The organism is Brevibacterium renqingii, from assembly GCF_017808095.1.
GTDB classification, from domain to species: domain Bacteria; phylum Actinomycetota; class Actinomycetes; order Actinomycetales; family Brevibacteriaceae; genus Brevibacterium; species Brevibacterium renqingii.
The window spans coordinates 47,274-71,625 of sequence record NZ_JADBHG010000003.1; the positions used below are offsets into that span (position 1 = coordinate 47,274).

Annotated in this window: 21 protein-coding genes and 1 tRNA gene; 14 read left to right on the plus strand and 8 right to left on the minus strand. The window is 66.6% G+C overall.

The annotated features are described in order from the left end of the window. Positions 1 to 230 precede the first annotated feature (230 nt). From IIE29_RS07670 to IIE29_RS07695, 6 genes are all read left to right on the plus strand, one after another. A complete protein-coding gene (locus tag IIE29_RS07670) occupies positions 231 to 1,547 on the plus strand; it encodes an MATE family efflux transporter (protein ID WP_209324662.1) in 1,317 nt (438 codons plus the stop codon). After that, positions 1,544 to 2,317, plus strand: a complete 774-nt coding sequence (locus IIE29_RS07675) for a GNAT family N-acetyltransferase (RefSeq protein ID WP_209324663.1) — start codon at positions 1,544 to 1,546, stop codon at positions 2,315 to 2,317. Before IIE29_RS07670 ends, IIE29_RS07675 begins: the two co-directional genes overlap by 4 nt. A gap of 217 nt (positions 2,318 to 2,534) precedes the next feature. Further along, the gene (locus IIE29_RS07680) at positions 2,535 to 3,749 is read left to right on the plus strand and encodes a metal-dependent hydrolase family protein (protein ID WP_209324664.1); all 1,215 of its coding nucleotides are present in this window, start codon (positions 2,535 to 2,537) and stop codon (positions 3,747 to 3,749) included. Between the two features lie 208 nt (positions 3,750 to 3,957). Continuing rightward, the gene (locus IIE29_RS07685; RefSeq protein ID WP_209324665.1) at positions 3,958 to 4,491 is read left to right on the plus strand and encodes a DedA family protein; all 534 of its coding nucleotides are present in this window, start codon (positions 3,958 to 3,960) and stop codon (positions 4,489 to 4,491) included. A 202-nt stretch (positions 4,492 to 4,693) separates the two neighbouring features. Further along, the gene (locus IIE29_RS07690) at positions 4,694 to 6,085 is read left to right on the plus strand and encodes a sodium:proton antiporter (RefSeq protein WP_209324666.1); all 1,392 of its coding nucleotides are present in this window, start codon (positions 4,694 to 4,696) and stop codon (positions 6,083 to 6,085) included. 122 nt (positions 6,086 to 6,207) lie between these two features. Continuing rightward, positions 6,208 to 7,341, plus strand: coding sequence for an MFS transporter (locus IIE29_RS07695; protein ID WP_343071839.1), 1,134 nt, complete (start codon positions 6,208 to 6,210; stop codon positions 7,339 to 7,341). Between the two features lie 187 nt (positions 7,342 to 7,528). Here IIE29_RS07695 and IIE29_RS07700 read toward each other — a convergent pair. Further along, positions 7,529 to 7,602: transfer RNA gene (locus IIE29_RS07700), tRNA-Pro, on the minus strand. Positions 7,603 to 7,833: 231 nt separating this feature from the next. On the opposite strand from IIE29_RS07700, the gene gcvH reads away from it, so the two are divergent. From gcvH to IIE29_RS07720, 4 genes are read left to right on the plus strand one after another with little or no spacing between them, the layout of a single operon-like run. After that, on the plus strand, positions 7,834 to 8,238 hold the full coding sequence (gene gcvH / locus IIE29_RS07705; protein ID WP_209324667.1) for a glycine cleavage system protein GcvH: 405 nt from the start codon (positions 7,834 to 7,836) through the stop codon (positions 8,236 to 8,238). Next, positions 8,238 to 9,146: an FHA domain-containing protein gene (locus IIE29_RS17130; RefSeq protein ID WP_209324668.1), complete on the plus strand. Its 909-nt coding sequence runs from the start codon at positions 8,238 to 8,240 to the stop codon at positions 9,144 to 9,146. The genes gcvH and IIE29_RS17130 overlap by 1 nt, the downstream gene beginning before the upstream one ends. 10 nt (positions 9,147 to 9,156) lie before the next feature. Beyond that, positions 9,157 to 9,642: a bifunctional nuclease family protein gene (locus IIE29_RS07715; RefSeq protein WP_209324669.1), complete on the plus strand. Its 486-nt coding sequence runs from the start codon at positions 9,157 to 9,159 to the stop codon at positions 9,640 to 9,642. A gap of 10 nt (positions 9,643 to 9,652) precedes the next feature. After that, a complete protein-coding gene (locus tag IIE29_RS07720; protein ID WP_343071840.1) occupies positions 9,653 to 11,047 on the plus strand; it encodes a class II 3-deoxy-7-phosphoheptulonate synthase in 1,395 nt (464 codons plus the stop codon). 162 nt (positions 11,048 to 11,209) lie between these two features. Here IIE29_RS07720 and IIE29_RS17135 read toward each other — a convergent pair whose 3' ends face one another. Both IIE29_RS17135 and IIE29_RS07730 read right to left on the minus strand, forming a co-directional pair. Beyond that, positions 11,210 to 13,402 (minus strand): protein kinase domain-containing protein, encoded by a 2,193-nt coding sequence (locus tag IIE29_RS17135; protein ID WP_209324671.1) that lies wholly within the window; start codon positions 13,400 to 13,402, stop codon positions 11,210 to 11,212. Then, positions 13,399 to 14,604 (minus strand): LysM peptidoglycan-binding domain-containing protein, encoded by a 1,206-nt coding sequence (locus IIE29_RS07730; RefSeq protein ID WP_246475819.1) that lies wholly within the window; start codon positions 14,602 to 14,604, stop codon positions 13,399 to 13,401. Before IIE29_RS07730 ends, IIE29_RS17135 begins: the two co-directional genes overlap by 4 nt. Positions 14,605 to 14,760: 156 nt before the next feature. On the opposite strand from IIE29_RS07730, the gene IIE29_RS07735 reads away from it, so the two are divergent. Beyond that, entirely contained in the window at positions 14,761 to 15,111 is a 351-nt protein-coding gene (locus IIE29_RS07735; RefSeq protein WP_209324673.1) for an Rv2175c family DNA-binding protein, read from the plus strand. 129 nt (positions 15,112 to 15,240) lie between these two features. Here IIE29_RS07735 and IIE29_RS07740 read toward each other — a convergent pair whose 3' ends face one another. After that, on the minus strand, positions 15,241 to 16,428 hold the full coding sequence (locus IIE29_RS07740; protein WP_209324674.1) for a polyprenyl synthetase family protein: 1,188 nt from the start codon (positions 16,426 to 16,428) through the stop codon (positions 15,241 to 15,243). Next, complete coding sequence (locus IIE29_RS07745; RefSeq protein ID WP_246475820.1) at positions 16,425 to 16,970, minus strand: hypothetical protein; 546 nt, start codon at positions 16,968 to 16,970, stop codon at positions 16,425 to 16,427. Before IIE29_RS07745 ends, IIE29_RS07740 begins: the two co-directional genes overlap by 4 nt. A 58-nt stretch (positions 16,971 to 17,028) precedes the next feature. On the opposite strand from IIE29_RS07745, the gene dinB reads away from it, so the two are divergent. The 3 genes from dinB to IIE29_RS07760 all read left to right on the plus strand — a co-directional run bounded on the left by dinB (position 17,029) and on the right by IIE29_RS07760 (position 19,476). Beyond that, positions 17,029 to 18,267, plus strand: a complete 1,239-nt coding sequence (gene dinB / locus IIE29_RS07750) for a DNA polymerase IV (RefSeq protein ID WP_209324675.1) — start codon at positions 17,029 to 17,031, stop codon at positions 18,265 to 18,267. A gap of 128 nt (positions 18,268 to 18,395) precedes the next feature. Then, positions 18,396 to 18,803 (plus strand): DUF3040 domain-containing protein, encoded by a 408-nt coding sequence (locus tag IIE29_RS07755; protein WP_209324676.1) that lies wholly within the window; start codon positions 18,396 to 18,398, stop codon positions 18,801 to 18,803. A 37-nt stretch (positions 18,804 to 18,840) separates the two neighbouring features. Then, complete coding sequence (locus IIE29_RS07760; RefSeq protein ID WP_343071841.1) at positions 18,841 to 19,476, plus strand: ElyC/SanA/YdcF family protein; 636 nt, start codon at positions 18,841 to 18,843, stop codon at positions 19,474 to 19,476. A 35-nt stretch (positions 19,477 to 19,511) separates the two neighbouring features. On the opposite strand, the gene IIE29_RS07765 is transcribed toward IIE29_RS07760, so the two are convergent. From IIE29_RS07765 to IIE29_RS07775, 3 genes are read right to left on the minus strand one after another with little or no spacing between them, the layout of a single operon-like run. After that, positions 19,512 to 22,037, minus strand: a complete 2,526-nt coding sequence (locus IIE29_RS07765) for a transglutaminase TgpA family protein (protein ID WP_246475821.1) — start codon at positions 22,035 to 22,037, stop codon at positions 19,512 to 19,514. After that, a complete protein-coding gene (locus tag IIE29_RS07770; protein WP_209324678.1) occupies positions 22,034 to 23,188 on the minus strand; it encodes a DUF58 domain-containing protein in 1,155 nt (384 codons plus the stop codon). Before IIE29_RS07770 ends, IIE29_RS07765 begins: the two co-directional genes overlap by 4 nt. A 4-nt stretch (positions 23,189 to 23,192) precedes the next feature. Then, positions 23,193 to 24,182 carry an AAA family ATPase gene (locus IIE29_RS07775; protein ID WP_209324679.1) on the minus strand — a complete coding sequence of 330 codons (990 nt, stop codon included), beginning with the start codon at positions 24,180 to 24,182 and terminating at the stop codon, positions 23,193 to 23,195. Positions 24,183 to 24,352: the final 170 nt, after the last annotated feature.

A 24,352-nucleotide genomic window follows, 5' to 3' on the forward strand; every position in this document is an offset into this window, starting at 1 on the left:
TTAGTAGGTTCCATGACCGTCTCCAAGCCCTCGGTGCGTTTGATCATCAACGGTACTCTGCGCCACTGACACGAGACCGCTCCTGCCACTGACACGAGACCGCCTCGGCCACTCACCAAAGAAAGGGATTCGCACCGGAACCGGGGGATCTCGCGCTCCACAGTCTCGCGACCGCCGGGCGCCCGTCTCGGGTTTGTCGAGGTCCTCGCCGGTTTCGTTAGACTCGACCTGTGGCTGCGATCGACAAGGACATTCTCCGTTTGGCCCTTCCCGCACTCGGAGCACTGATCGCCGAACCCATTTTCCTGCTTTCGGACACGGCCATGGTCGGCCACCTCGGCGCGGGTGCGCTGGGATCGCTGGCGATCGCATCGACGATCCTGCAGACGGTCCTCGGCCTGATGATCTTCCTCGCCTATGCCACGACTCCTCGGGTCGCGAAGCGGATGGGATCCGGTGACCGAGCAGGAGCGATCACGGCGGGCTTCGACGGGATCTGGCTGGCGCTGTGCACCTCGGTGCTGCTCATCATCATCGGCCTCCCACTGCTGGACACGGCGATCGCGGCCTTCGACCCAGGACCGGGAATCACCGACGGCGCCCACTCCTATCTGGCGATCTCGTGGTGGGGCCTGCCTTTCATGCTCATAGTCATCGCGGCCACCGGACTCCTGCGCGGACTGCAGGACACGAAGACTCCGCTGATCGTCGCTGCGGCGGGATGTGTGGCGAACATCGGCCTCAACGCCCTCTTCATCTACGGGCTCGATATGGGTGTGGCGGGCTCGGCGATGGGCACGGTCATCGCGCAGGCCGGTATGTGCACGGTCTATCTCGTGATCTCCGTCCGCGCGGCCAGGAGGCTGCATGCCAGTGTGCGACCGGACTGGTCCGGGGTGTTCACCTCGGCGAAGACCTCCGGTTGGCTGCTCGTGCGCAATGCCTCTCTGCGCGCGGCACTGATCATCCTCGTGTTCATCGCGACCTCCTTAGGCACCACCGACCTCGCCGCGATCCAGGTCGCACAGAGCCTGTTCTTCGCCCTCGCGCTCGCCCTGGATTCGCTGGCGATCGCGGGACAGGCGATGATCGGCCTCGAACTGGGGGCGAAGAACATCGACGCGGTGGCAGCGATCAACCGTCGCCTGTGCCTATGGGGGATCGTCTTCGGAATCGTCGTCGGCATCGTCCTCTTCGCCGGATCGGGCATCATCCCGCGCGCCTTCGCCTCCGACCCCCAGGTCGTGGATGAGCTCGGCGCGCTCCTGCCGGTCCTCGCGCTGAGCATGCCGATCGCCGGATACGTCTTCGTCCTCGACGGTGTCCTCATGGGAGCCGAGGACGCGCGGTACCTCGCTCTGGCACAATTGGTCGCTGTGGTCGGATACGCCGTCCTGCTCGTTCCGGTCGTTGCCATCTGGCCTGGGGCACCGGGGCTCTGGGCCGCATTCTGCATCGGATTCGTCGGTTTCCGGGCTCTCACCCTGGGGTGGCGCGTCCGCAATCGGGCGTGGATCGATCGCGCCGTCGAGAAAGGAATCTCATGAACGCTGGGCCGAACGACGCTCATGGATCGGAGCCCAAACCCGCCGAGGCGGGTGCCGCCACGCTGCGCGGACGGATCCGTCCTCTGCCTGCCGAGACCGACGAAGAGACCTTCCTGCCGTTCCTCGACCTGTGCTTCAACTGGTCCATGGACAGGCCCCGCATCGAAATCGCGGAGATCCGTCAGCGCACCGATGCGGCCTTCTACTATCGCGGGTGGGGCAGGCACGGGGACATCGCCGTGGGAGCGCACGCCGAAGCCGATCCCGGATCGCCGATCATCGGACTGGCCTGGGTGCGTCTGGCCGATATCACCGACGTCGTCGGAAAGGCCGATGACGGTGTGGGCGGTGACTTCGCCGCAGCGCTGGGCAAGACCGGCGCCGAGGTGGTCCGCAGCGAGACCGTGCCCGCCGATGCATCCGGTGACGTTGCCGCTGATTCCGCCTCGAACTCGGATGACGCCGCTGCTGCCGACAGTGCTCCCGACCTCAGCGATGCCGACGAGACCCCGTTCACCGGCTACGGCTGGGTCGCCGCCGACATTCCCGAACTGTCCGTCGCGGTGCTGCCCGAGCATCAGGGGCAGGGGATCGGCGGTGTGCTCGTCGACACCGTCTGCACACTCGCACGGATGAGCGGATTCCCCGCCGTGAGCCTCTCCGTCGAAGACGGGAACGGAGCGGCGAAGCTCTACGCCGATCACGGGTTCGTCTCCGTGGGCCGCAGCGGAGACTCCGACGTTCTGGTGCGCAGCCTCATCCAGGACTGACACACGAGCAGTCGGCTGGTCGGGTCGAGCACGGCATCTGCTCGCTCGTTCTCCGCTGGCGGCTTCAGGTGCGCAGCCGTGAGCGTCCGTGATAGATGTGGAAGACCGAATGCATCACCTCGGTCTGCGGGCCGCCGATGACGGACAGCCGCGAGGCGTCCGGGACCCGAGGCGCGCGCGGTCACCCCTTTGGCTTTCAACGATGAGGAGCACGCCCATGGTCACAGTCCTTTCCCACGCCACGGTCTTCGACGGCACCCGTTTCCTGCCCGGCACCCGCGACGTCGTCATCGACGGCGGGCAGGTCGCCGCAGTGAAGGAAGGCGGTCAGGGTTCGCACAACGCCGAAGACGAGTTCATCGACTGCGCGGGGAAGACGATCATCCCGGGGGTCATCGACTGCCACGTCCATCTGACGAGTTCCGGAGCGGCGGCGACCTCGAACTTCCATGACCCCTTCTCCCTCCAGTTCTACAATTCCGTGGCCCATATGGCGGCCACCCTCAAAGGCGGAGTGACTACCGTGCGGGATGCCGGCGGCACCGACCTCGGCGCGAAGGTCGCCGTGGAGACCGGGATCGTACGCGGACCGCGTCTGTCCATCGCGGTGAACATCATGTCCCAGACCGGCGGGCACGGAGACTTCCGCCTCGTCTCCGGCGCCGAATCGCCGTTCCTGTCTCCGCACCCGGGGCGGCCCTCCGGTGTGGCAGACGGCCTGGAAGGCGTCCAGCGCAAGGTCCGCGAACTGCTGCGCGCCGGCGCCGACCACATCAAGATCTGCTCCACCGGCGGAGTGCTCTCACCGCGGGACGATCCGCGGCATTCCCAGTTCACGGAGGCGGAGATCGCCGTCATCGTCGCCGAGGCGGCCTCCCAGGGAGCACATGTGATGTCCCACGCGCAGGGAGCGCCGGGGATCAAGAACGCCGTCCGCGCCGGCGTCCGTTCGATCGAACACGGGATCTATCTCGATGACGAAGCCATCGATCTCATGCTCAAGCACGGCACGTTCCTCGTCCCGACCCTGCAGGCCCCACAAGCCGTGATCAAGGCCGCCGAGGCTGGGGCGAGCCTGCCGGTCTCGGTCGTGGACAAAGCCCACAGCGTGGTCGAGGCGCACCGGAACTCGATCGCGCGTGCGCACGAGGCAGGAGTGCCGATCGCCATGGGCACCGATGCCGGCGTCGGCCCGCATGGTGAGAACCTCGAAGAGATCAGCCTGCTCGCCGAGGTGGGGCTCTCGACCGAGGAGGCGCTCGCCGCAGGAACCTCGGTGGCCGCACGCGTGCTCGACGATGACCGCATCGGTCACCTCGGTGCAGGCGGGATGGCCGATCTGGTCGTCGTCGACGCCGATCTGCGGACGGCCGGCGTGCGGGGGATCGAAGACCGGGTGGACGCGGTCTACCTCGCCGGCGAACTCGTCTGACCCGGCGGGGCCCGCTCAGGCGGCCGCCGGGTGGCTGAGCGGGACTCGCTCAGCCAGCTGAACGGGTGGCGCGGATCATGCGCGTGCGAGCCATGGAGTGAGGCAAGACTAACCTCATATGGCGTAGGATTGGCAGAGGAGGACGACTCCGCGCGACTCCACTCCCGAGTTCTCCGAGACGGTTCGAATCAGACGAAAGGCGGCCGCGATGAATCCACTGAATTGGTCATTCCCGGTCGCCGTCACGTGGCTCATCCTGTTCGGAATCATCCTCGCCCGTGCCGGCGGAACGTTCCTTTTGGGGCGGCTGGCGCGGTCCGGGATGCGGAAGATCGAACGAGTCGATCGGATCATGTCGGGGCCGAAGTACCGGAGGGCCGAAGCGATGATCGAACGCTACGGTGCGCCGGTGATTGCGGTGAGCTTCCTCATGATCGGAGTCCAGACGGTGCTCAACCTCGCCGCCGGGACGACCGGAATGAGCTATCGCCGGTATCTGCCTGCGCTCGCCGTCGGCGGCGCGATGTGGGCGACGATCTACTCGACGGTCGGCCTCATCGGTTTCAAGGCTCTCGCAGCCGGCTACCAGGCGGCACCGGGACTGACCGTGGGGCTGGCGGTGTGCTTCGCGCTGGCCGTCGCGGGACTGGTGATCGGCCTGAAGAAGCCGCACGATTCCTCCGAGGTGGACGTCGGAGCCGAGGCGGCGACCGATTCGAACGCGAAGTCCACTCGGTTCTGAGCCGTTCGGAACCCATAGGCCCTCATATCTGTCCGTAGTATCCGACTCGAGTCGTGCCGACAGCCGACCCGCGTGATTCCGCGGCTGCTTCATTTCCCGCATCTCCGGTGATCAGAATCGGTGTCGGAATTCAGTAGAGTGGGAAGCTGTCAGCGTCGACAAGGCGAGGGCACTCGTCGACAGCGTGAGAAGGAGAGTTCGGATGGTCGTGGCCTGGTGGAGCATCATCCCGTTCGTGCTGCTGCTCGGGTGCATCGCGGTGCTCCCGCTGATCCCGGCCACAGAGAAGATCTGGGACCGCAACCTCGTCAAACTCATCGTCGCCCTCGTCCTCGGCGTGCCGATTGCGGTGTGGTTCCTCCTCGGCGGTGAGAGCGACACCGTCGTCCACGCGCTGCTCGAGTACTTCCAATTCATCGTCCTCATCGGCAGCCTGTTCGTGGCTTCGGGCGGCATCTTCCTCGTCGGCGACATCAAAGCGACACCGAAGAACAACACGATCTTCCTCGCCGTCGGCGGCGTCCTGGCCTCATTCATCGGCACCACGGGCGCGGCGATGCTGCTCATCCGGCCGATCCTCAATACGAACCAGGATCGCAGGCACCGAACCCACACGGTCATCTACACGATCTTCATCGTCGCGAACTGCGGCGGGCTGCTCACACCTCTGGGCGATCCGCCGCTGTTCCTGGGAATGCTGCGCGGTGTGCCCTTCGAATGGACCTTCGGGCTGTGGCCGTACTGGCTGTTCGTCAATGTGCTGCTGCTCATCAGCTTCTTCGCTCTGGACACGAAGATGTACGCCCGGGAGCCGGAGGAGGCTCTGGCCAAGGACGCCGAGTATGTGACCAGGCTCGGTCTGCGCGGAGCCAGCGGGCTGGTCTTCCTGGCGATCATCATCCTCGCCGTCGCCTTCATCCCCTCGGTCGACACGCATGCGGTCGAAGCCGGGCACGCGACATTCGCCGACTATGTGCCCTGGCGCGAGCTCGTCATGCTCGGCTCGGCCCTCACATCGTTCCTCGTCGGTGACCGGGGCGCGAGATTCAACCTCAACAAGTTCACCTGGACGCCGATCCTCGAGGTCGGCGCGCTCTTCATCGGCATCTTCCTGACGATGATGCCGGCGTTGCAGTATCTCAGCCAGGTCGCGCACAGGATCCCGCTGAGCGAGATCTCGCTGTTCGTCTTCACCGGCGGGCTGTCCTCGGTGCTCGACAATGCGCCGACCTATGTCACCTTCTTCGAGATGGCCGCTCAGGTCCCCGGCGAGCCGCGGGTAGCCGGCGTCGCCGAGCCGCTGCTCATCGCGGTGTCCCTCGGCGCCGTCATGGGCGGGGCGATCACCTACATCGGCAACGGACCGAACTTCATGGTCAAGTCCGTCGCGGACTCCGCGAACGTGGCCATGCCGAGCTTCGGCGGCTATGTGTGGTGGTCCCTCCGTCGTCTCGCGCCCATCCTCGCCTCGATGGTGCTCATCTTCATGACCGAGAGCCTTTGGCTGAGCCTGTTGGGCGTGCTCGTCGGGCTGCTCATCCTCGGCCAGGCCGGCCGTGATCTGCGCGCCGCCGCAGTTTCGAAGGCCGCCTGAATGACGATGCACACCCACGGCCGCACCCCTGTTCAGCTGCAGAGGCGGCGCTGATCGGCGCACGCGGCTCCGGTCCCCGATCCGTCGCCGGAGTCGGCCTGTGGTTCGCCGGGAACGGCACGGTGCTCGCGGGCATTCTGCCGTGGTACCCGCTGCTGGTGGACCGGCTCGGCCTCAGTCCTTGGCACTTCGGTCTCGTCGTCGCCTGCTTCGCGGCAGGATCGCTGCTGTCCTCTGCGCTTCCGGCCGCGCTCATCGCCCGCTTCGGAGCGCATCGGGTCGTCATCGGCGGGACGGCGCTGCTCGGCTTGGCCGCAGCCGCGACCGCCTGGTCAGTCAACGGACTCATGATGGCGATCTGCCTGCTCCTGCTGGGCTGCTGTGATGCGATCGTCGACGTCGCCCAGAACGTCGTCGGAATCGCCGTCCAGGAGCGTCTGAAGCGCACGATCCTCTCCTCGATGCACGCGCTGTGGAGCCTGGGCGGTCTGCTGAGCGGAGCGGCCGCCACACTGGCCGCGACCTCCGGCGTGGATATGCGCCTGTGGCTCGCAGTGGTCGCGGTGATCGCCGTGGCCGTGACGGTGCTCGGGCGGCGGCTCATCGGCGACGCCGCCTCGGCGAGGCGAGTGGCCGATTCGGATCCGGTCGTCCGCGATCGCGATGGTGCATCGGTCACGGGGCGTTCGAAGAGAGCGGTTCTCTCGGCTGCCCTGCCGCTGGCGATCGTCGCCACCTGCGGTGCCGCTGTCGAGGACATCGCGAACAACTGGGCGGGCCTGGCGGCCGCGCAGCTCGCCGACGTTCCGGCCGCCTCGGCGGGGATCGCCTTCAGCATCGTCATCGGCAGTCAGTGCCTGGGCCGGTTCAGCGGGGACCTGCTGGTGACGCGATTCGGGGCCGGCCGCATCGGACGCATCGGCGGCGCGCTCATCGCCCTCGGCGGGATCGGAGCGGCCTTCGCTCAGGAGCCGGTGGTGCTGCTCCTCGGCATGGGCGCTCTCGGATTCGGTTCGGCGACTCTGGTGCCCGGGGCCCTGGGAGCGGCCGCGCAGCTGCCCGGGATCGGCCGAGCTGGGGGAGTGACGCTCGTGAATTGGCTGATGCGGGTGGGCTACCTCGGCACCAGCCCGTTGGTCGGGATCATCGCCGCCGAGGCGGGCCTGCGCTGGGGCATCGGCCTCCTCGTGCTCGTCGGCGTGCTGGCGACGGTGTTCGCCCATCGGCTCGACCCGGTTCGCACCGCCGAGAGCTGAAGACGGCGCTCCGGATGCACCGTCCGAAGGGCGGTGAGCGACAAACAGACCTGAACCGGCGAGCTAAAGCCTGACAAGCGGGCCTGTGTGCGTGAGAGAAAGGCTGAATCCGTGAAAGCGTGAGTGTGCCGGAAAATGAAGAATGTCCCACACCATCGAGTGAACGATGACGTGGGACATCACAAAGTCGGGCTAGCGGGATTTGAACCCACGACCTCTTCACCCCCAGTGAAGCGCGCTACCAAGCTGCGCCATAGCCCGTTACCGTACTCCCTCGTGGGCAACGAGAACCAGCTTATACCGATCGGGGGCCAAGTGCCAAAACCGCATACCGTGACCTCCGAAAAGCGGGTATCATCCCAGGTGGATACCGAAGAATCGAGGCTGTCTCAGGCCTGCCTCGGTGAGTCGGTAACATTTCCGTTTCGTGATTGTTATGAAAGTGGTCCAGGCGGCTATGCTTGGTACACCGACAAACTAAGAGGAGTCGACATGGCAGATCTGGATTATCCAGTGTCTTTGCGGTACTCGCGCGACCATGAGTGGATTGCGACCACGGAGGACGACGCCGTTGTCCGTGTGGGTATCACTGATTTCGCCCAGGAGCAGCTGGGTGACGTCGTCTATGTCGACCTTCCTGCCGTGGGCGATTCGATCACCGCTGGGGAGTCCTGCGGTGAAGTCGAGAGCACGAAGAGCGTCTCCGACCTCATCGCACCCGTCTCCGGGACCATCACCGAGGTCAACGACTCGCTCGACGACGCGCCCGAGACCGTGAATTCATCCCCGTTCGAAGACGGGTGGATGTATCTTGTCGAACTGGGCGAACCCGGGCAGGTCGAATCGCTGATGGACAGCGAGCAGTACAAAGAGCTCATTCAGAGCGAGGAGGCATAATGTCGCAGAATAACGATCAGAATCGACCAGCCCCCTCGCAGTCCTGGTACGACAACGGTCAGGTTCCCCAGTCGAAGAAGTTCCCTTTCGGGGCCGGCAACGGCAGTGATGAGTCGGCGACGCGGATGAGCCCGCAGGTCGATCAGAATCCGCAGGGCAGCACTCCTCCCTACGGTCAGCAGCCTGCCGACGGTGCGCCGCAGGCGCCGCAGTTCGGCAACGGCCAGAACTATGGTGCGTCACAGCCTGGCAACCAGCCCTATGCCGGCAACGGGCCGGGCAGCCAGGGCCAACAGCAACAGCCGCAGGGCTATGGTCAGCCCCAGGGTAGCCAGCCGCAGTACGGTTCGAACGGTGCGGGCCATTACGGCCAGCCTCAGGGCAGCCAGCCGCAGCCGGGCGGCTATCCGCAGCAGAGCGGTCAGCCGCAGTCAGGTGGCTATGGTCAGCCGCAGGGCAGTCAGCCCCAGTCCGGTCAGCCGCAAGGCGGCCCGGGCGGTGGAAGCCGGGATCAGATGAGCGATTCGGGCCGTCAGCAGTTCCAGGGGATCCTGGATCCGCACACCGGTGAGATCCATCCGGTTCCCGACCTCGACGGTCTGCAGGAAGCCGATGCGCTCCTCGTCGTGGTCTCCGGGCCCGACTCGGGCTCGCAGATCCTGCTCGACACCGATGTGGTGACCGTGGGCCGCAGCCCGAACGCGGACATCTTCCTCGACGACGTCACCGTATCCCGCAAGCATGCCGAGTTCATCCGGACGCCCAGCGGGTTCACGCTGCGGGACACGGGGTCGCTGAACGGAACCTATGTGGGCCGTCAGCTCATCGATTCCATCGAACTCCAGAACGGAGCCGATGTGCAGATCGGCAAGTTCCGAATGATCTTCCAGCAGCGTCCGCGCTCCTGACCGGGGGATAATGTCAAAAGTCGAAGTCGAGGTTGTCGGCGTCCGCATCGAAATGCCTGCCAACCAACCTATTCTCCTGCTCAAGGCCAGTGAACCCGCCTACTATCTGCCGATCTGGGTCGGCGCGATCGAGGCCAATGCGCTGTCGATCGCGCAGCGGGGGCTGACCCCGCCGCGTCCGATGGCGCACGCCCTTCTGCTCGATGTCCTCTCCAAGTACGACGCCGAGCTCGAAGACGTGACGATCACGGGCAAGGACGGTCAGATCTTCCTGGCCGAGCTCCACACGAATGACGGCAAATCGATCTCCGCGCGCCCCTCGGACGCGGTGACGCTGGCACTGACTGCAGAGTGCCCAGTCTACGTCGAATCCCAACTGCTCGAAGAGTCCGGAATCGAAGCTCCCGAAGCCGACGAAGAGGAAGTCGCCCAGTTCAGGGATTTCCTCGACAATGTGTCTGCCGAGGACTTCGAGACCGGAACAGAGAACCCATGAAAGTGAAACAGTGAGCCTCCACACCGATCCAGTGCTAGCCAACAGGGAAATCGCCGCTGCCGGCCATGACAATCTCCGCGGTCTCGACGACTGGCGTGAGATGGATCCGAAGCAGCAGCCGACCTATCTCGACAGCGCTGCGCTCGAAGAGGTGCTCGGTGATCTGCGGACCTCACCCCCGCTGGTGTTCGCCGGTGAGGCCGATGTGCTCAAGAAGCGCATTGCCGCCGCCTCCCGCGGAGAGGCCTTCGTCCTCGCGGGCGGCGACTGCGCCGAGTCCTTCGAGGGAGCGCAGGCGGACAAGATCCGGGCCCGGGTACAGACGGTGCTGCAGATGGCGGCCGTGCTCACCTACGGAGGCTCGATGCCGGTGGTGAAGATCGGCCGCATGGCCGGTCAGTTCGCCAAGCCCCGTTCAGCCGACATGGAGACTCGCGAGGGAGTCACCCTGCCTTCGTTCCGCGGGGACATCGTCAACGGCTACGAATTCACCGAGGAATCCCGTCGGCACGACCCTGAGCGCCTGCTCAAGGCCTACCACGTGTCCGCGTCGACGCTCAATCTCATCCGCGCCTTCACCCAGGGCGGATTCGCCGACCTGCGCTTCGTGCACGACTGGAACCGCGGCTTCCTCGCCTCGAACCCCGGCTACCAGCGCTACGAGCGCACGGCTGCCGAGATCGACCGCGCCATCCGCTTCATGGATGCCTGCGGAGCCGATTTCGAGGCGCTCAAGACGACCGAGTTCTATGCCGCCCACGAGGCTCTCCTGCTCGAGTACGAGCGGGCGCTGACGCGCATCGATTCGCGTACGGGTGAGGCCTACGACGTCTCCGGACACTTCCTGTGGATCGGTGAGCGCACCCGGGATATCGACGGCGCGCATGTGGACTTCCTGTCCAAGGTGCGCAACCCGATCGGTGTGAAGCTCGGTCCCACGGCCACAGCGGATGACGCCATGGCACTGGCCGAGAAGCTCGACCCGGATGCCGAGCATGGTCGCCTCACCTTCGTCACCCGTATGGGCGCGGGCAAGATCGGTGAGACGCTGCCCGAACTGCTCGCCGGCATCGGCGATCGGCTGCCGCATGTGACCTGGGTCTGCGATCCGATGCACGGGAACACGATCACCTCGAACACCGGCTACAAGACGCGCCGCTTCGAAGACGTCATGGCTGAGGTCGAAGGCTTCTTCAACGCTCATCGCGACGCGGGCACCGTTCCCGGCGGCCTGCACATCGAGCTCACCGGCGACGATGTCACCGAGATCATGGGCGGAGCCACGGAGATCGATGACGAAGGCCTGCGTCGTCGCTACGAGACCCTCGTCGACCCCCGTCTCAATCACGACCAGTCGCTCGAGATGGCCTTCCAGGTCGCCGAATACCTCACCCGTCGGCACTGAGGCGCTCGAGGCTTCCCCGGAGCCGTTCCGGGAGACGGAATGACCAGGGACGTATGAGGACCGGCGCACCCGAACGCTGAAAATGCCGGTGGCCCCGCAGTCGCACTGCGGGGCCACCGGCATTCTGCTGTGCTGAGAAGGAGCCTGTCGAGGTTCTGCCGGTCAGTCCTTCTTGTCCTTGGAACTGTCCTTCTTGTCGTCCTTCGAGCTGTCTTTCTTGTCGTCCTTCGACTTCTCGTCCTTCTTGTCCTCCTTGGAGTCCTTGGAGTCCTCCTCTTTCTTCTCCTTGCCTTTGGAGACGCGGACGATGATGAGCGAGTTCGCAGGCTTGGCCTCGGTGCTCCTCGGATACTGTGAGACGACCTTGCCCTTGGGCACGTCATCGGAGAAGACTTCGTCCTTGCCGACCCGGAAGCCGCGTTTGGCCAGAGTCGCATATGCGGCGTCGAAGGTCAGGCCCTCGACATTGGGCACGGGGATCGGCGCGACGCCCTTGGAGACGACGAGGTCGATCTTCTCGCCCTTCGACAGCTTCGCCCCGGGCTTCTCCGACGCAGAGATCACGGCGTCGTCCTTGACCGTATCGCTGTACTTCTCCTCGACCTTGCCGACGGCGAGGTGGGCCTTCTTCAGCGCGGCCTTCGCCTCATCGGAGCTCAGTCCCTCGAGTTCGGGGACGGCGAACTTCTCCTCGCCCTTCGACACGACCACTGTGACGGTCGAGTCCGGGGCCAGTTCGGAGCCGCTGACAGGCTCGGTGCCGATGACCACACCCGCGGGCACGGTGTCGTCGAAGACCTCCTTGGGTTCGGCCTCGAGATCGTTCTTCCGCAGCTGCGAAGTGACCTCCTCGACCTGCTTTCCCGCGAGTTCACCGGGCACGATGGATGTCGGGGCGGGAAGGTTGACGATGACCAGCCAGGCGATGAGCGCGAGCACAGCCACAGCCGCGACGACCGAGGTCAGAATCCGACGGCGACGGCGACTGGCAGGCACCCCCGCCGAGGCGGTACCGGCGGCGGCCGCGACCGCGGCCTTGTTCTCATCGTCCGAATCGTCGGAATTCTGTGACTCGCTGTTCGCTGGCTCACTCGAAGCGGCAGCCGCGCCGGAGGCGGCGGTACCGGAGGCGGCGGCTTCGCCCGACTTCTCGTCGTCGGAGGACTTCGCGTCTTCGCCGTCCGACGAGTCGCCGCCCTCGTCGTCCGGCACCTCGGTCTCTTCGGGGTCGGCTTCCTCGTCGGAACTCGAGGTCACGGCGGCGGTGACGCCGCCGATGCCTGCCGCTGCGGCCGCGACGCCGGCGCCGGCGGCAACCGGGCCCGCGCTGCCGGAGGCGCTGCCGCTCGCGGCGTTGCTCTCGTCCTCGGCGTCGTCTTCGCCTTCGAGATACGGGATCTCGTCGGTGCGGGAGCGCTTCTCCTTCGGGAGCTCCTCGCCGAGATCGATGCTGGCGGTGAGCACGGGGGAGTGGTCCCCGGCAGCCACTTCGGGATCGCCGAGGTCCAGTTCGGCCTCACTCATCTCTGCGCGGGCCTCGGCCAGGGCCAGACGGAACTGAGCGGCGTCGGCGGGGCGGTCCTCCGGATCCTTCGACGTCGCCCACAGCACGAGCGCGTCGAGGCGCGGACTCAGACGCGGGACGACCTCGGAAGGAGGCGGCACCGTATCGTGGACATGTCGGTAGGCGACCTGGATCGGCACATCGTCGGTATAGGGCTGAGCGCCGGTGATCATCTCGTAGAACATGATGCCGACTGTGTAGAGATCGGTCCGCGAGTCGGCTCCGGCCCTGGTGACGAGCTCGGGAGCGACATACCCGACGGTGCCGATGAGAGTCTTCGTCGTCGTCGCCGTCGTCACGGCCCGGGCGAGACCGAAGTCGGCGAGCTTCACCTGACCATCGGTGCCCAGCAGCACATTGTCGGGCTTGAGATCCCGATGGATGATGCCGGTGGAGTGCACAGCCTCCAATGCGGCGAGGATCGCGTCGAGGACGACGATGGCCTGCCGCGGGGTGAAAGTGCCGCGATGTTTGAGCTCGCGTCGCAGCGTCACCGAGGGCAGGTACTCCATGACGAGATAGACGATGTCGCCGTCACGGGCCTGATCGTGGATGGCCACGAGGTTCGGGTGGGTGAGGCGACCGGCATTGATGGCCTCGCGGCGGAAGCGTTCGACGAAGGTCTCATCGGAGATGAGGTGCTCGTGCATGACCTTGATCGCGATCTCGCGGTCCAGGCGCAGATCGGTGCCGCGATAGACCATGGCCATGCCGCCGCGGGCGACCTTGGCGTCGATGCGGTAACGGTCGTTGAGGACCGTGCCGATGAGGGGATCCCGGCGGGCGGTCACAGCGCCTCCTGCAAACGCGAACGCTGCAGCTGCACGGCGCGCACGAAGGCCTTCGTCTCGGGCAGCAGCCCGTCCGTGCGGACCGAGCGCAGGTCCTGGTAGTAGCCCGCCAGAGCCTCGTTCTCGGTCTCGGCGGTCTCGATGAGCCACCCGAGGATGACGGTTCCGGCGATGATGTTGTCGCCGAGGTCGAGCAGATCGAGACCGCGACCGACGATGTCGCTGGCCCAGCGGCCCGACCGCGGAGTCACCTGCATGATGCCGATGGCATTGCCGGCCGAGACAGTCGTGTGCTGGAATCCCGATTCCTGAGCCGCCACTGCCTGCATGAGTGCGGGGTCGGCGCCGAGCTCCTCGGCGATGGAGGCCACGATGAGCCGGGCCTGCGCCGGGGCCGGATGCCGGCGGTGGAGCAGGGTGTACTTGTTCAGCCGCGCCGCGTGGAGGACCGCCGGGCGGATGCCTTCGACCTGGGCGCTGGCGGCCACTCGGGGGATGTCGCGCGGCGGTTCGGGCGCCGTGCGGCGAGGGCGGGCCGTCGAGGGGCGCAGCAGAAGCAGCTCGCCGACCTTGAGGAAGGACTCCTCGCCCATGGCATTGGCCCGACGCAGGGTCGACGGCGAGATGCCGTGCCGGGCGGCGATGCCCTGCAGGGTCTCACCGGGGGCGACGACGTGGGACGGGTCCTCATCGGGCAGATCGTTCTTCTCCGGCAGCGAGAGCACCTGGCCCTGGTGGAGGTTCTGGCGCGGTGAGATCCGATTGAGTTCGGCCAGGGCCGGAACGGAGACGCCGTGCTTGCTCGCGACACCGTAGAGGGTGTCACCCTGTTTGGCTTTGTAGGTCCGGCCGCCGTGCGTGACGGGCACGGTCGCACCGGCCGTGCCCGAAGTCCACTGCGGCCCGGCGGCGGTCTCGGGTGCGGCCGCCGAGGCGGACGAGCCCTGGGATGCGGCCTTCGAGTCCTCGGCGTTCGGATCGGCGGTGGGCCCGGCCTCGGTGGGGGAGGTCGCCGATTCGTCGGCGGAGGCATCCGCGGACGGGGTCGCCTCGGCGGGGGAGGTCGCGGATTCGTCGGTGGCAGTGTCGGCGGCATCGCCGCGCTGATCGGATTCGGGGTCGGCGCGATCGGCTCCTGGGATCGGACCGGTCGAATTCACCTTCGAGGCGGCACGGATGTCAGGAGCGGCGGTGATGGGCATCTGCTGATTCCGTCGCGGTCGTGTCATCTGTCACCTGTTGACTTCATGTCGAGTGGGGAAGCTACGATCCCCAGCCTAACGAGTGGCCGCCGCCGACCCGAGCATTCGGCTCCGCATGGCGGGGTGTTTCTGGCAAATATTGCTAGGCTTGAGGGCGTGAATACCGAAGAACTCGTCCAGGACTGGGCCCCGCTTCCCGATATCGCCGAGCTGACCGGGCTGAGCATCTCCCAGGTGCGCAGGCTGCTCGAAGACGGCGCCATCTGCGGAATCAAGATCGGCAAGCCGAAGGTTCTGCAGGTGCCGTTGGCCTTCTTCATCGACGGCGAGGTCGTCAAACCGCTCAAGGGCACGCTGAACACTCTGCACGACGCCGGTTTCGACGACGAGGAAGCGATCGTGTGGCTCTTCACCCCCGATGACTCCCTGCCGGGCCGACCCATCGATCTGCTCCGGGTGGGCAACCGCAAGGAAGTCCGGCGCCGCGCTCAGGCCCTCGCGTTCTGAGCCGCATATTATTCTGAGCCAGTTCTGAACCGCGCCCGATTCTGAGTCTCACCCGGTTCTGAGCCGCGCGCCATCCTGGGCGATTCGGGGCTCAGACTGCTTCCGATCCGAACCCGTCCGGAGGCGGTCTCAGCTCGTGCGGTAGCTCAGCCCCGTCGCGAACTCCCTGAGCCGCTCCTGCGCCGAGCCGCCGATGCGGATGCGGCCCGATTCGCCGGCTGCCCAGGCGTCGATGAGCCCCTGAGCCTGCGCGTGCTTGTCCGCGATGAATGCCTCGACCGCGGCCAGGCCTCCGGACGCGGTGATCATCTCCACGCATTCGGCCACCTCAGCGGCGGAGAGATCCTGATCGCCCAGTCGAGAGGCCAGGACAGATCGCTGCTCGGCCGGGATCCGGGCCGCGGTCTCGGCGATGAGCACGGTTCGCTTGCCCTCGCGGATATCGTCGCCGGCGGGTTTACCCGTGGCCTCCGGGTCACCGGCGATGCCGAGCACATCGTCGCGCAGCTGAAAGGCCTGACCGAGGGGGAGACCGAAGGCGGAGATCTCTGCGAGCACATCCTCATCGGCCCCCGCCAGGGCCGCGCCGAGGAGGAGCGGCTGCTCGACCGAGTACTTCGCGGACTTGAAGCTCAGCACCTCCCACGCCCGGTCGGCGATGCGGGCGTCGTCGAGGTCGATCACCTCGGCGAGCACATCGAGGTATTGGCCGACCATCACATCGCGACGGACGGTGGCTCGCAGCCGACGGGTGAGCGGCGTCCGGCCCAGCGTCTCCTCGGAGCGTTCGAACAGCTCCTCGCTCAGCGCCAGGCAGATGTCGCCGATGACGATGGATGCGGAGACGCCGAAGGATGCGCCGTCGCCGCGCAGGTCGAACTGCTCGTGGCGGGCCTCGAACTGGCGATGCAGGGAGGGCTGACCGCGGCGCGTGTCCGAATTGTCGATGACATCGTCGTGGATGAGCGCCGCGGCATGCAGCAGCTCGAGCGATCCCGCGGCCTGCGCCAGCCCCGTACGGAGGTCGGCATCCTTCCCGACCGTCCCGCCGGCCAGCTGAAAGCCCCACCACAGGAGGACGGGGCGGATCCGCTTGCCGCCGCGTGTGAACGCGATGAGCGACTGACCGATCGCGGCCGCATCGGGGGAGATGGACTCGAACTCGGCGGCCTTCTCTGCAAGGAAGCTCTCGAGCTCAGCGGAGACCTCGGCGGCGATGGACTGCGGGGTGTCGAGATCGTCGACTCGCGCTGGTGTGCCCGCCCGAGGGTGCGGTTCCTGAGGTCCGCCGGGCGTCATGGGGCGATAAGAGGTCATGGAACGATGTTTCCGCCGATGGTCACGATCGACTGGTCCTTGCCGGCACCGTCATCGGCGATCGTGACGACCAGAACGCTGTCATTGTCCTTGTGCCGGAAATTCACCACTCGCGCGCTCTTCGTCTTCACCTCGTCGCCGAGCGGTTCGAAGCCGGCTTTGCCGAGCTCCTTCTCGTAGAACGCGAAGATGTCCTTCGCCTCTGCCTTCGTCTCGACGACGAGGCTGACCTGCTCGGGCTTCTTCGTGTCCTTGTCGTTGTGGGCCTTGACGATCGAGGCTGAGAGGACCTTGGAGTCCGGGTAGGGCTTGACGTATCCGGGCAGATCCCCGACATCGTTCGAGGTGTCGGGGTCCTGGCCTGTGGCCTCTGCCGAGGCCGGGGTCGAGGCGGTCGACGACTCCGCAGGCGCTGCCGCCGTCGAGGTGGTCTGCTCGGTCTGCGGGGTCGACTCGGCCTGGCCTCCCTCGGCCCCCGAACAGCCCGCGAGGGCGAGAGCGGCGGCGATGGGCAGTGTCATGACAGTGGTGCGCGATACCATGCTTCAAGAGTACCTGGACTGTTCGGCGGAGCCGAAAGGAACGAGCGAGGGGCAGGCGATGAGTCGGAAGCAGCTGGCACGGTCCGGAGGTGATCTGAGCCGACTCGGCACGGATGACTCCGGTGCCACCATGCTCCACCTCGACATGGATTCGTTCTTCGTCTCCGTCGAGCTCCTCAGCCGTCCGGAGCTCATCGGGCGACCGGTCATCGTCGGCGGGCGAAGCGGTCGGGGCGTCGTGGTCTCGGCCAGCTACGAGGCGCGCGAGTTCGGCGTCCACGCTGCTATGCCGATGTCCCGGGCGATGGATCTGTGCCCCATCGCCGAGGTGATCCCGCCCTCCCACGGCCTGTACTCCGCCTTCTCCCGACAGGTCTTCGAGCTCGTCGCCGAGGTGACCCCCGACGTCCGTCAGGTCAGCGTCGATGAAGCCTATGTCGACGTCTCCGGTGCGGTGCGCCGACTCGGCCCCCCGGTGACGATCACCTCGCAGCTGCGGGCGCAGATCAAGGAGCGGACCGGTCTGAGCGCCTCGGTGGGGATCGCCGGCAGCCAAGTCGTCGCCAAGCTCGCCTCCGCCAGAGCGAAACCCGACGGGCAGCTTCTGGTCCCTCTCGCGAAGACCCAGGCATTCCTCGATCCGATGCCGATCGAGGCGCTGCCGGGGGTGGGGGAGAAGACGCAGCAGGCGTTCTCCCGGTACGGCATCCGTCTCATCGGCGATCTCGCGGCCGTCGAGGAAGCCTGGGCCGCGCGAGTCTTCGGCGCTCATGGGCACCATCTCTGGCGCAGCGCCCACGGGTGGGACTCCGCGGGCTTCGATCGACAGGCCAAGGACCATTCGATCAGTGCGGAGAACACCTTCTCCGAGGACATCTGGGATCTCGGTATGCTCGAACACGAACTCCTGCGCCTGGCCGACAAGGTCGCCTACCGGGTCCGTGCGGAGGGGAAGGTGGCGACGACATTGGGACTGAAGTACCGGCTCGGCGATTTCACCACTCTGTCGAGGTCGGTGACGCTGTCGGCGCCGACGGACCTGGCCAGAGAGATGTACGAGGCGCTGCGACCGGCGGTGCGGAAGCTGCGCGAACAGCGGACCCAGGGCGTGAGGCTGCTCGGAGTCAGGGCCGCGGGTCTCATCGACTTCGCGGTCACCGGACGGCAAGCGACCTTGGACGAACCGGAGCATTCGGGGCGCGAGGCCGAGGTGGCGTTGGACGAAGTGAGGCGCCGATTCGGGACCGAAGCGATCTCTCAGGCCTCACTTCTGCGCAGACGCTCGGACTCCTCCTGAGCGGTGAGCTGGACCATAGTCTGAAGACCCAGTGGGAATCCAGGCCCTGAGCGACTCCCGAGATGTTTTTTCGGTGCTCAGAGACTATGATTGAGGCAAAGACCTGAGTAGGGAAACGGGGGTTCGAGATGCCACTCTCCGATCACGAACAGCAGCTGTTGGATCAGCTGGAGAAGCAGCTGCGCAGTGAAGACCCTCGTTTCGCACGCAATATTTCGGAAACCCAAGCCGCGGCCACCGGGCCGGGGTTCTCCGCCAAGCGCTTTGTGCTCGGCATCCTCATCGCACTGGTCGGGCTGGCCGCGACCATCCTCGCGATCTCGCTCGTCTCCAGCTCGGTGTGGTGGATCGCTCTCGGCGTCGTCGGTTTCGGCCTCATGGTCACCGGGATGTACTGGGCGTTCAGCCGCCCGGGGCAAGGGCACACGAGCCGAACAAATTCGAAGAGCGCCGGCGGGAAATCCGATTCCAAGGGAAGCGCCGGATTCATGAGCCGGCTCGAAGACCGGTGGGAAAAGCGCCAGCGCGGCGAATGACCCCGGCTCGACCGAACAAGGCACTCTCATCATGAGAGTGCCTTCTTCTGTCTCCGGCCCCACGCTCACCGGCGGCGTCGCCATCGGCCTCCTCGCCGCCGTCTTCGCCTTCGGAGAGATCACCCATCTGCGATCGAGCAGACGTCGCCTGGGAACGACGAGATCCAGCACCGGAAGCGACCAGATCATCGTGGTCCTCGGCTTTCGCAACTCGGGAGTGCGGGCGAACTGGCTCAATCGTTTCCGAGTCAGGGCCGGCCTGCGCTCGATCGACCCCACGGCGCGATCGGCGGTCGTCGTCTTCTGCGGCGGCGCCGTCGGCGGACGGGTGCCCGAGGCCCGGCTGCTCGAACGCTATGCGCGTGAGGAGCTCGGCTACACCGGTTGTGCGCTGCTGGAGACCGACAGCGCAACGACATGGGAGAACATCGCCGAAGCGGTCCCGCTCATCGACGAGGTGCTGCGGCCCGATTCGACGATCAGCATCGCCTCGAACTCCCACCACGCGGAGAAGGCACGCGACCATCTCTGGCAGCTGCGGCCCGACCTCGGGCGCAGGCTCGTCGCCGGAGCCGACTACCGGTTCGGTGAGCTGCCGTTCGTCAAGCCGATCGCCGCTGCGCGCGGGCTGCTGGCGCTGCGGAGGCTCGACCGCGAGAAAGCTGCGCTCTAGGGCGGGACGACCGCCGGAGCCGGCCCAGACGCATCTCAGCGCGGGGGATCGAAGAGGCTGGCGGGCCAGATCTTCGCCGAGATCCGGCTTCCCGGTGTCGCCCGTTCGGACAGATCCGTGCCCACCTCATCGATGAGCGCCTGCACTTCGGAGGAGTCGAGCGACTCGGCCGCGGCGCCGTAGCGCTGGGCCTCGAGCGCATCTACGAACGCCGAGAGCGCGGTGTCCTCGCGCTCCTGCCCCGTCGTTCCAGCGGGGGCCGGAGCGTGCAGACGTCGCAGACGGTCGTCGACGTGGGCATATGAAGAGGTTCCGGACGGATCTGCTGCGCCGGAGGGGCCCGCGGCAGCGGACGAGCCGGCAGCCACCTCGGCGGCGGACTTGCGTGGAGGCTCGCCGGTCGCCGGGTCGATCCCCGCCGAACCCTTCGCAGCCGCAGCGGAGCCGTTGTCCGCGGCCGTGCTCTCGGCACCTGCCGCCGAGCCTCGGGCGCCGCCTTCGACCGAGGCGTCCCCGGCGAGGACGAGCTCATTGAAGCGCAGCGTCCGACTCGGATCGAGGCTCTGGCCGTAGTCGGTGGCCAAGGCACGCACCTCGGTCCACACCGCCTCGAGGTCGTGCGGATCCTTCGTCCGGCGCGAACGCAGGATCGAACGCCAGATGGCGGGAATCGCGGCGAGCAGCAGCAGGCCGAGCACGATGACTCCGGCCCACAGATAGGTGCCGATGTTCGCGCCGGCCGGTTCGGCCGCCTCGGTGCTCGTGGCCTCGTCGCTCGGCTCATCGGATCCGTCACCAGAAGACTTCGAGGCCTTATCGGTCGGTTCCTCGCTGGGGCTCGCCGACTCCGACTCCTCGCTCGACTCATCCTGCTGTTCACCGCTGGCCAGGGTCCACTTCGGCGGATCCCCGGCAGGACCGCCGGGAGTGGGCTCGAAGCGCACCCAACCGGTGCCTTCGAAGTAGAGTTCGGGCCAGGCGTGCGAATCCTGCATGCTCACGTCATAGCCGCCGTCGGCCTTCTCTCCGCCGGCGAAGCCGACACCGATGCGCGCGGGGATCCCCATCGTCCGGGCCATGATCGTCATGGCCGAGGAGAACTGGACGCAATAGCCCTTCTTATCGCTGAGGAAGTCCGAGATCGCGTCCCCGCTGGCCCGGTCCGGGGCATCGAGTGAGTACTCGAAATCGCCGCCGCGGAAGTAAGCCTGGAGCAGGACCGCGGCCTCCCACTGGTTGTCGGCATCGGCAGTGACCTCTTCGGCGGTCTCCTTGACGCTCTTGGGCAGCGAATCGGGGATCGCGAGCTCGGTCTCGAAGTCACTCTCGTTGACCGGAGTCGCGGTTTTGAGGTCCTTGGCCGAGGGGTTGGGGGACAGATAGGTCATCGAGTACTGCAGACCGCCGGTCTTCTCACCGTTGCCCACGATCGTCAGGGTCTTCTCGTCGAAGATCCATCGTCTGTCGAGCCCGTCCGGCTGCTGCGGCGCATAGGGCGAGGGCAGGTACTGCTGGTCGTAGTCGTCGTCGATGTCGACGTCGATGGTCTCCTTCTCGAAGTTCTTGTCCCGCGGCAGACCCTCCGGCCACGGCATGCCGTCGGTCGCGATGGCGAAGGGGTCGAGGCTGAACGAACTCGGTGCCCAGTTCTCGCCGTCGAAGTCGTCGATCGAAGTGAGGCGGATCGGCTCCGATTCCGAACCCGTGGTGTCATAGCTGAACAGCCGGGCATCATCGCGTTCGCCGAGGTTCTGACGCAGATCGAGGAAGGGGTTCGTCACCGTCAGGTCGCCCTGCTTGTCCGAAGCACGATCGGGCAGGGTCGGCACCGGCGGCAGCAGCAGGGGCAGACCGATGCCGATCGCCAGGGCCAGACCACCGGCGAGAGCCGCGGTCATTCCGCCGCGCCAGCGAGTCGCGGGCAGATAGGGGCTGAGCATGAGCAGCAGGAATGCCGCGAGGATCGCGACGATATGCCACCAGCGCACCTCCTGAGGTGCGAAGTAGACGGGGATCATCCACAGCACGAGCAGGAGCACACCGCCGACCTTCGGTGCCCTGAGGTCGGAGACCAGGCCGTCGATGAGGATCGTGATGAGGGTGAAGGCGATCGTCAGCATCGCAGTGAAGCCCGGCGTGCTGGCGGCTGGGGGAGCGGTGGCATAGAGATCGTTCACGCCCTGAGAGAGCAGGTCGATGACCGTTCCGAACGACTCGCCGGTGGGGATGAAGCCGAGCAGCAGAGAGCCTTTGGCGCAGACGACGAAGACGGCGATGAGGCCGGCCACGCACTGCGCGATGACCGCGGTGCCGCTGGAGCGCAGCACCGGCACGCTGCGGAAGACGGCGCCGACGAGGACGACGAGTCCGACGGCCACGAGCACGGGGGCCAACCAGGCGAGGTCCTTGAACACCGCGGAGATGGCCACGGCCGTGAGCGACATGGCAGCGAAGACGATGATCGCCTCGAGCCAGCCGGTCGCCGGGCGCGAGTCGTGCGCCGATGCGGAGTCCCGGGCAGGCGGTTCCTGCGAGGGGGCGGGGGAGGCGTCGAGGCTCATCGTCCCACCCGCTTCGACTCGAACGTCGTCCAGGACTCGGGCAGGTCCTCACTGAGGCCCATCATCGTCATATCGCCGATCTCGCTGAGCGTGCGCACTGTGACGGGCACGCGACGAGAGAAGTGCGAGGCGAGTTCCTGACCGCGCTGATCTCCGATGGAGCAGATGACGATGTGGTTCGGATTGTCGTGTGCCGGCAGTTCGACCCTGCCCGGCCGAACGAGAGCGGAGAGAAGGCGCAGCTTGTCGATGTCACGCGCTCCTTTGAATCTGATTTCGTGTCCGGGAGCGACGACGAAGACCTCGTAGTCGGCTCTGAGGAATGCGGTGCCGGCCGCAGCAGCTGCGGCCAGGAGGAACTCGACCTCGAGGTCGGTCGGTTCCGCGTCCGCCTCGTCGGCGGCGAGGTCGATGACGATGAGTGCGTAGAGCGTCTCCTCGTCGGCCTCGTGGCGGACCATGAGCTCACCGAACTTCGCGGTCGAGGGCCAGTGCACGTGCCGCAGGTCGTCGCCGGGCACGTATTCCCGGGTGTGGAAGTCACGCGTCGTATGTCCCGACCGGATCTTCCCCTCGTCGAGACGGGCGGGACGGATGGACGAGTCCTGCGGGATGCGCGCGCCGAGCACCGGCACGGACACGGCGACCGGGAAGGCTCCGCGGACCTTCCGCTTCATCTTCACCAGGCCGAACGGCCCATGGACGGTGATGAGCACGGCCTCGATGCCGCTGACGCCGCGGCGGTTGGGGGTGAAGGAGGTGAGCACGGTCTGCGAAGCGCGATGGGCCAGGGGCGGCACCTCTCCGGAGGTGGAATCGCCGAAGCCCTCGGCCGTGACGAAGTCGATCGTCGACGCAGGGATCGCGAGCTGACCGATATTGGTCACCCGCGCCTCGATCTCGACCTCTTTGCCCTCGGCGGCCAGAGGGTAGCGGTCCCGGGAGCGGGACAGCGCCACCTCGGGCAGGGACGTGCTCATCGCGATCGAGACCCGCCGGGTGCCCCAGGCGATCAGCAGAGCCGAGAGCAGGACGAGCCCGAGCAGGAGGAGACCCGCTGGGAGCAGTCCGGGCAGCGCGAAGCGGTAGGCCGCAATGATCAGCGCCGCCCCGGCGAGGACGAAGATGATTCCTGAGGTGCTTAGTCGCATGCCGTCACTGGTTCGTCGAGACGGGCACGCGTGAGAGCACACGGCCGATGAGCTCGGTCGCCAGCTCCGAATCGTCGCCGTCGCGGGGGATGATGCGATGAGCGAGGATATAGGGGGCCAGCGCCTGCACATCGTCGGGGGTGACGAAGGTCCGACCCGACAGCGCCGCACGGGCCTTGGCCGCCCGCAGCAGGTGGACGCCGCCGCGGGGCGAGCTGCCGAGCAGGATCGCCTGATCGTCGCGGCTGGCCTGGAGGATCGCCACGATGTACTCGCGCAGCTGCCTGCTGGCCGAGACGTGGCGGACGATGCTGCGGGCCTGGGTGATCTGCTCGAGGTTCGTCACTGCGGACGCTGACTCGAGCGGGTCGTTCTGGATCTGGTTGTCCAGCAGGTCGACCTCATCGGACGTGGCCGGGTAGCCCAGCGAGATCCGGGTGAGGAAGCGGTCGCGCTGCGCCTCGGGAAGGGCGTAGGTGCCCTCCATGTCGATCGGGTTCTGCGTGGCGACCACGATGAATGGCGTGGGCATCGGATAGGTCTGACCGTCGATTGTCGCCTGGCCCTCAGCCATGCACTCGAGCATCGCCGACTGGGTCTTCGGCGAGGCGCGGTTGATCTCATCGGCGATGACGATGTTCGCGAAGACCGGGCCCTGTCGGAACTCGAAATGGCGGGTCTCCTGATTGAACAGGTTGACGCCGACGACATCGGTGGGCAGCAGGTCCGGGGTGAACTGGATGCGACGGACGGAGCCGTCGACGACCTTGCCCATCGCGCGGGCCAGCAGTGTCTTGCCGACTCCCGGGACGTCCTCGAGGAGGACGTGGCCGCCGGCGAGCAGAGCGATGAGGGAGAGTCCGACCGCTTCGTCCTTGCCTTCGAGGACAGCGTTCATGGCGGTGCGTGCCCGGGAGGTCAGATGCTGGACCCATTCGATGTGCTGCGCACCGATCACGGAATTGGTCTGTGTACCTTCTTGGCTGATCGACATACCCTCCATTGTTCCCTATGCCCGGGGCTCCGGCCACACGAGGTTCTCTCAGCTTCCGAACCGCTCCGGCGGGCCCTGCGAACCCGCCTCCATCTCGCTCCCCACTTCCCTCCCCACTTCGCTCCCCGCATCCCTCCCCACTTCGCTCCCCACTTCCCTCCACGCCGACC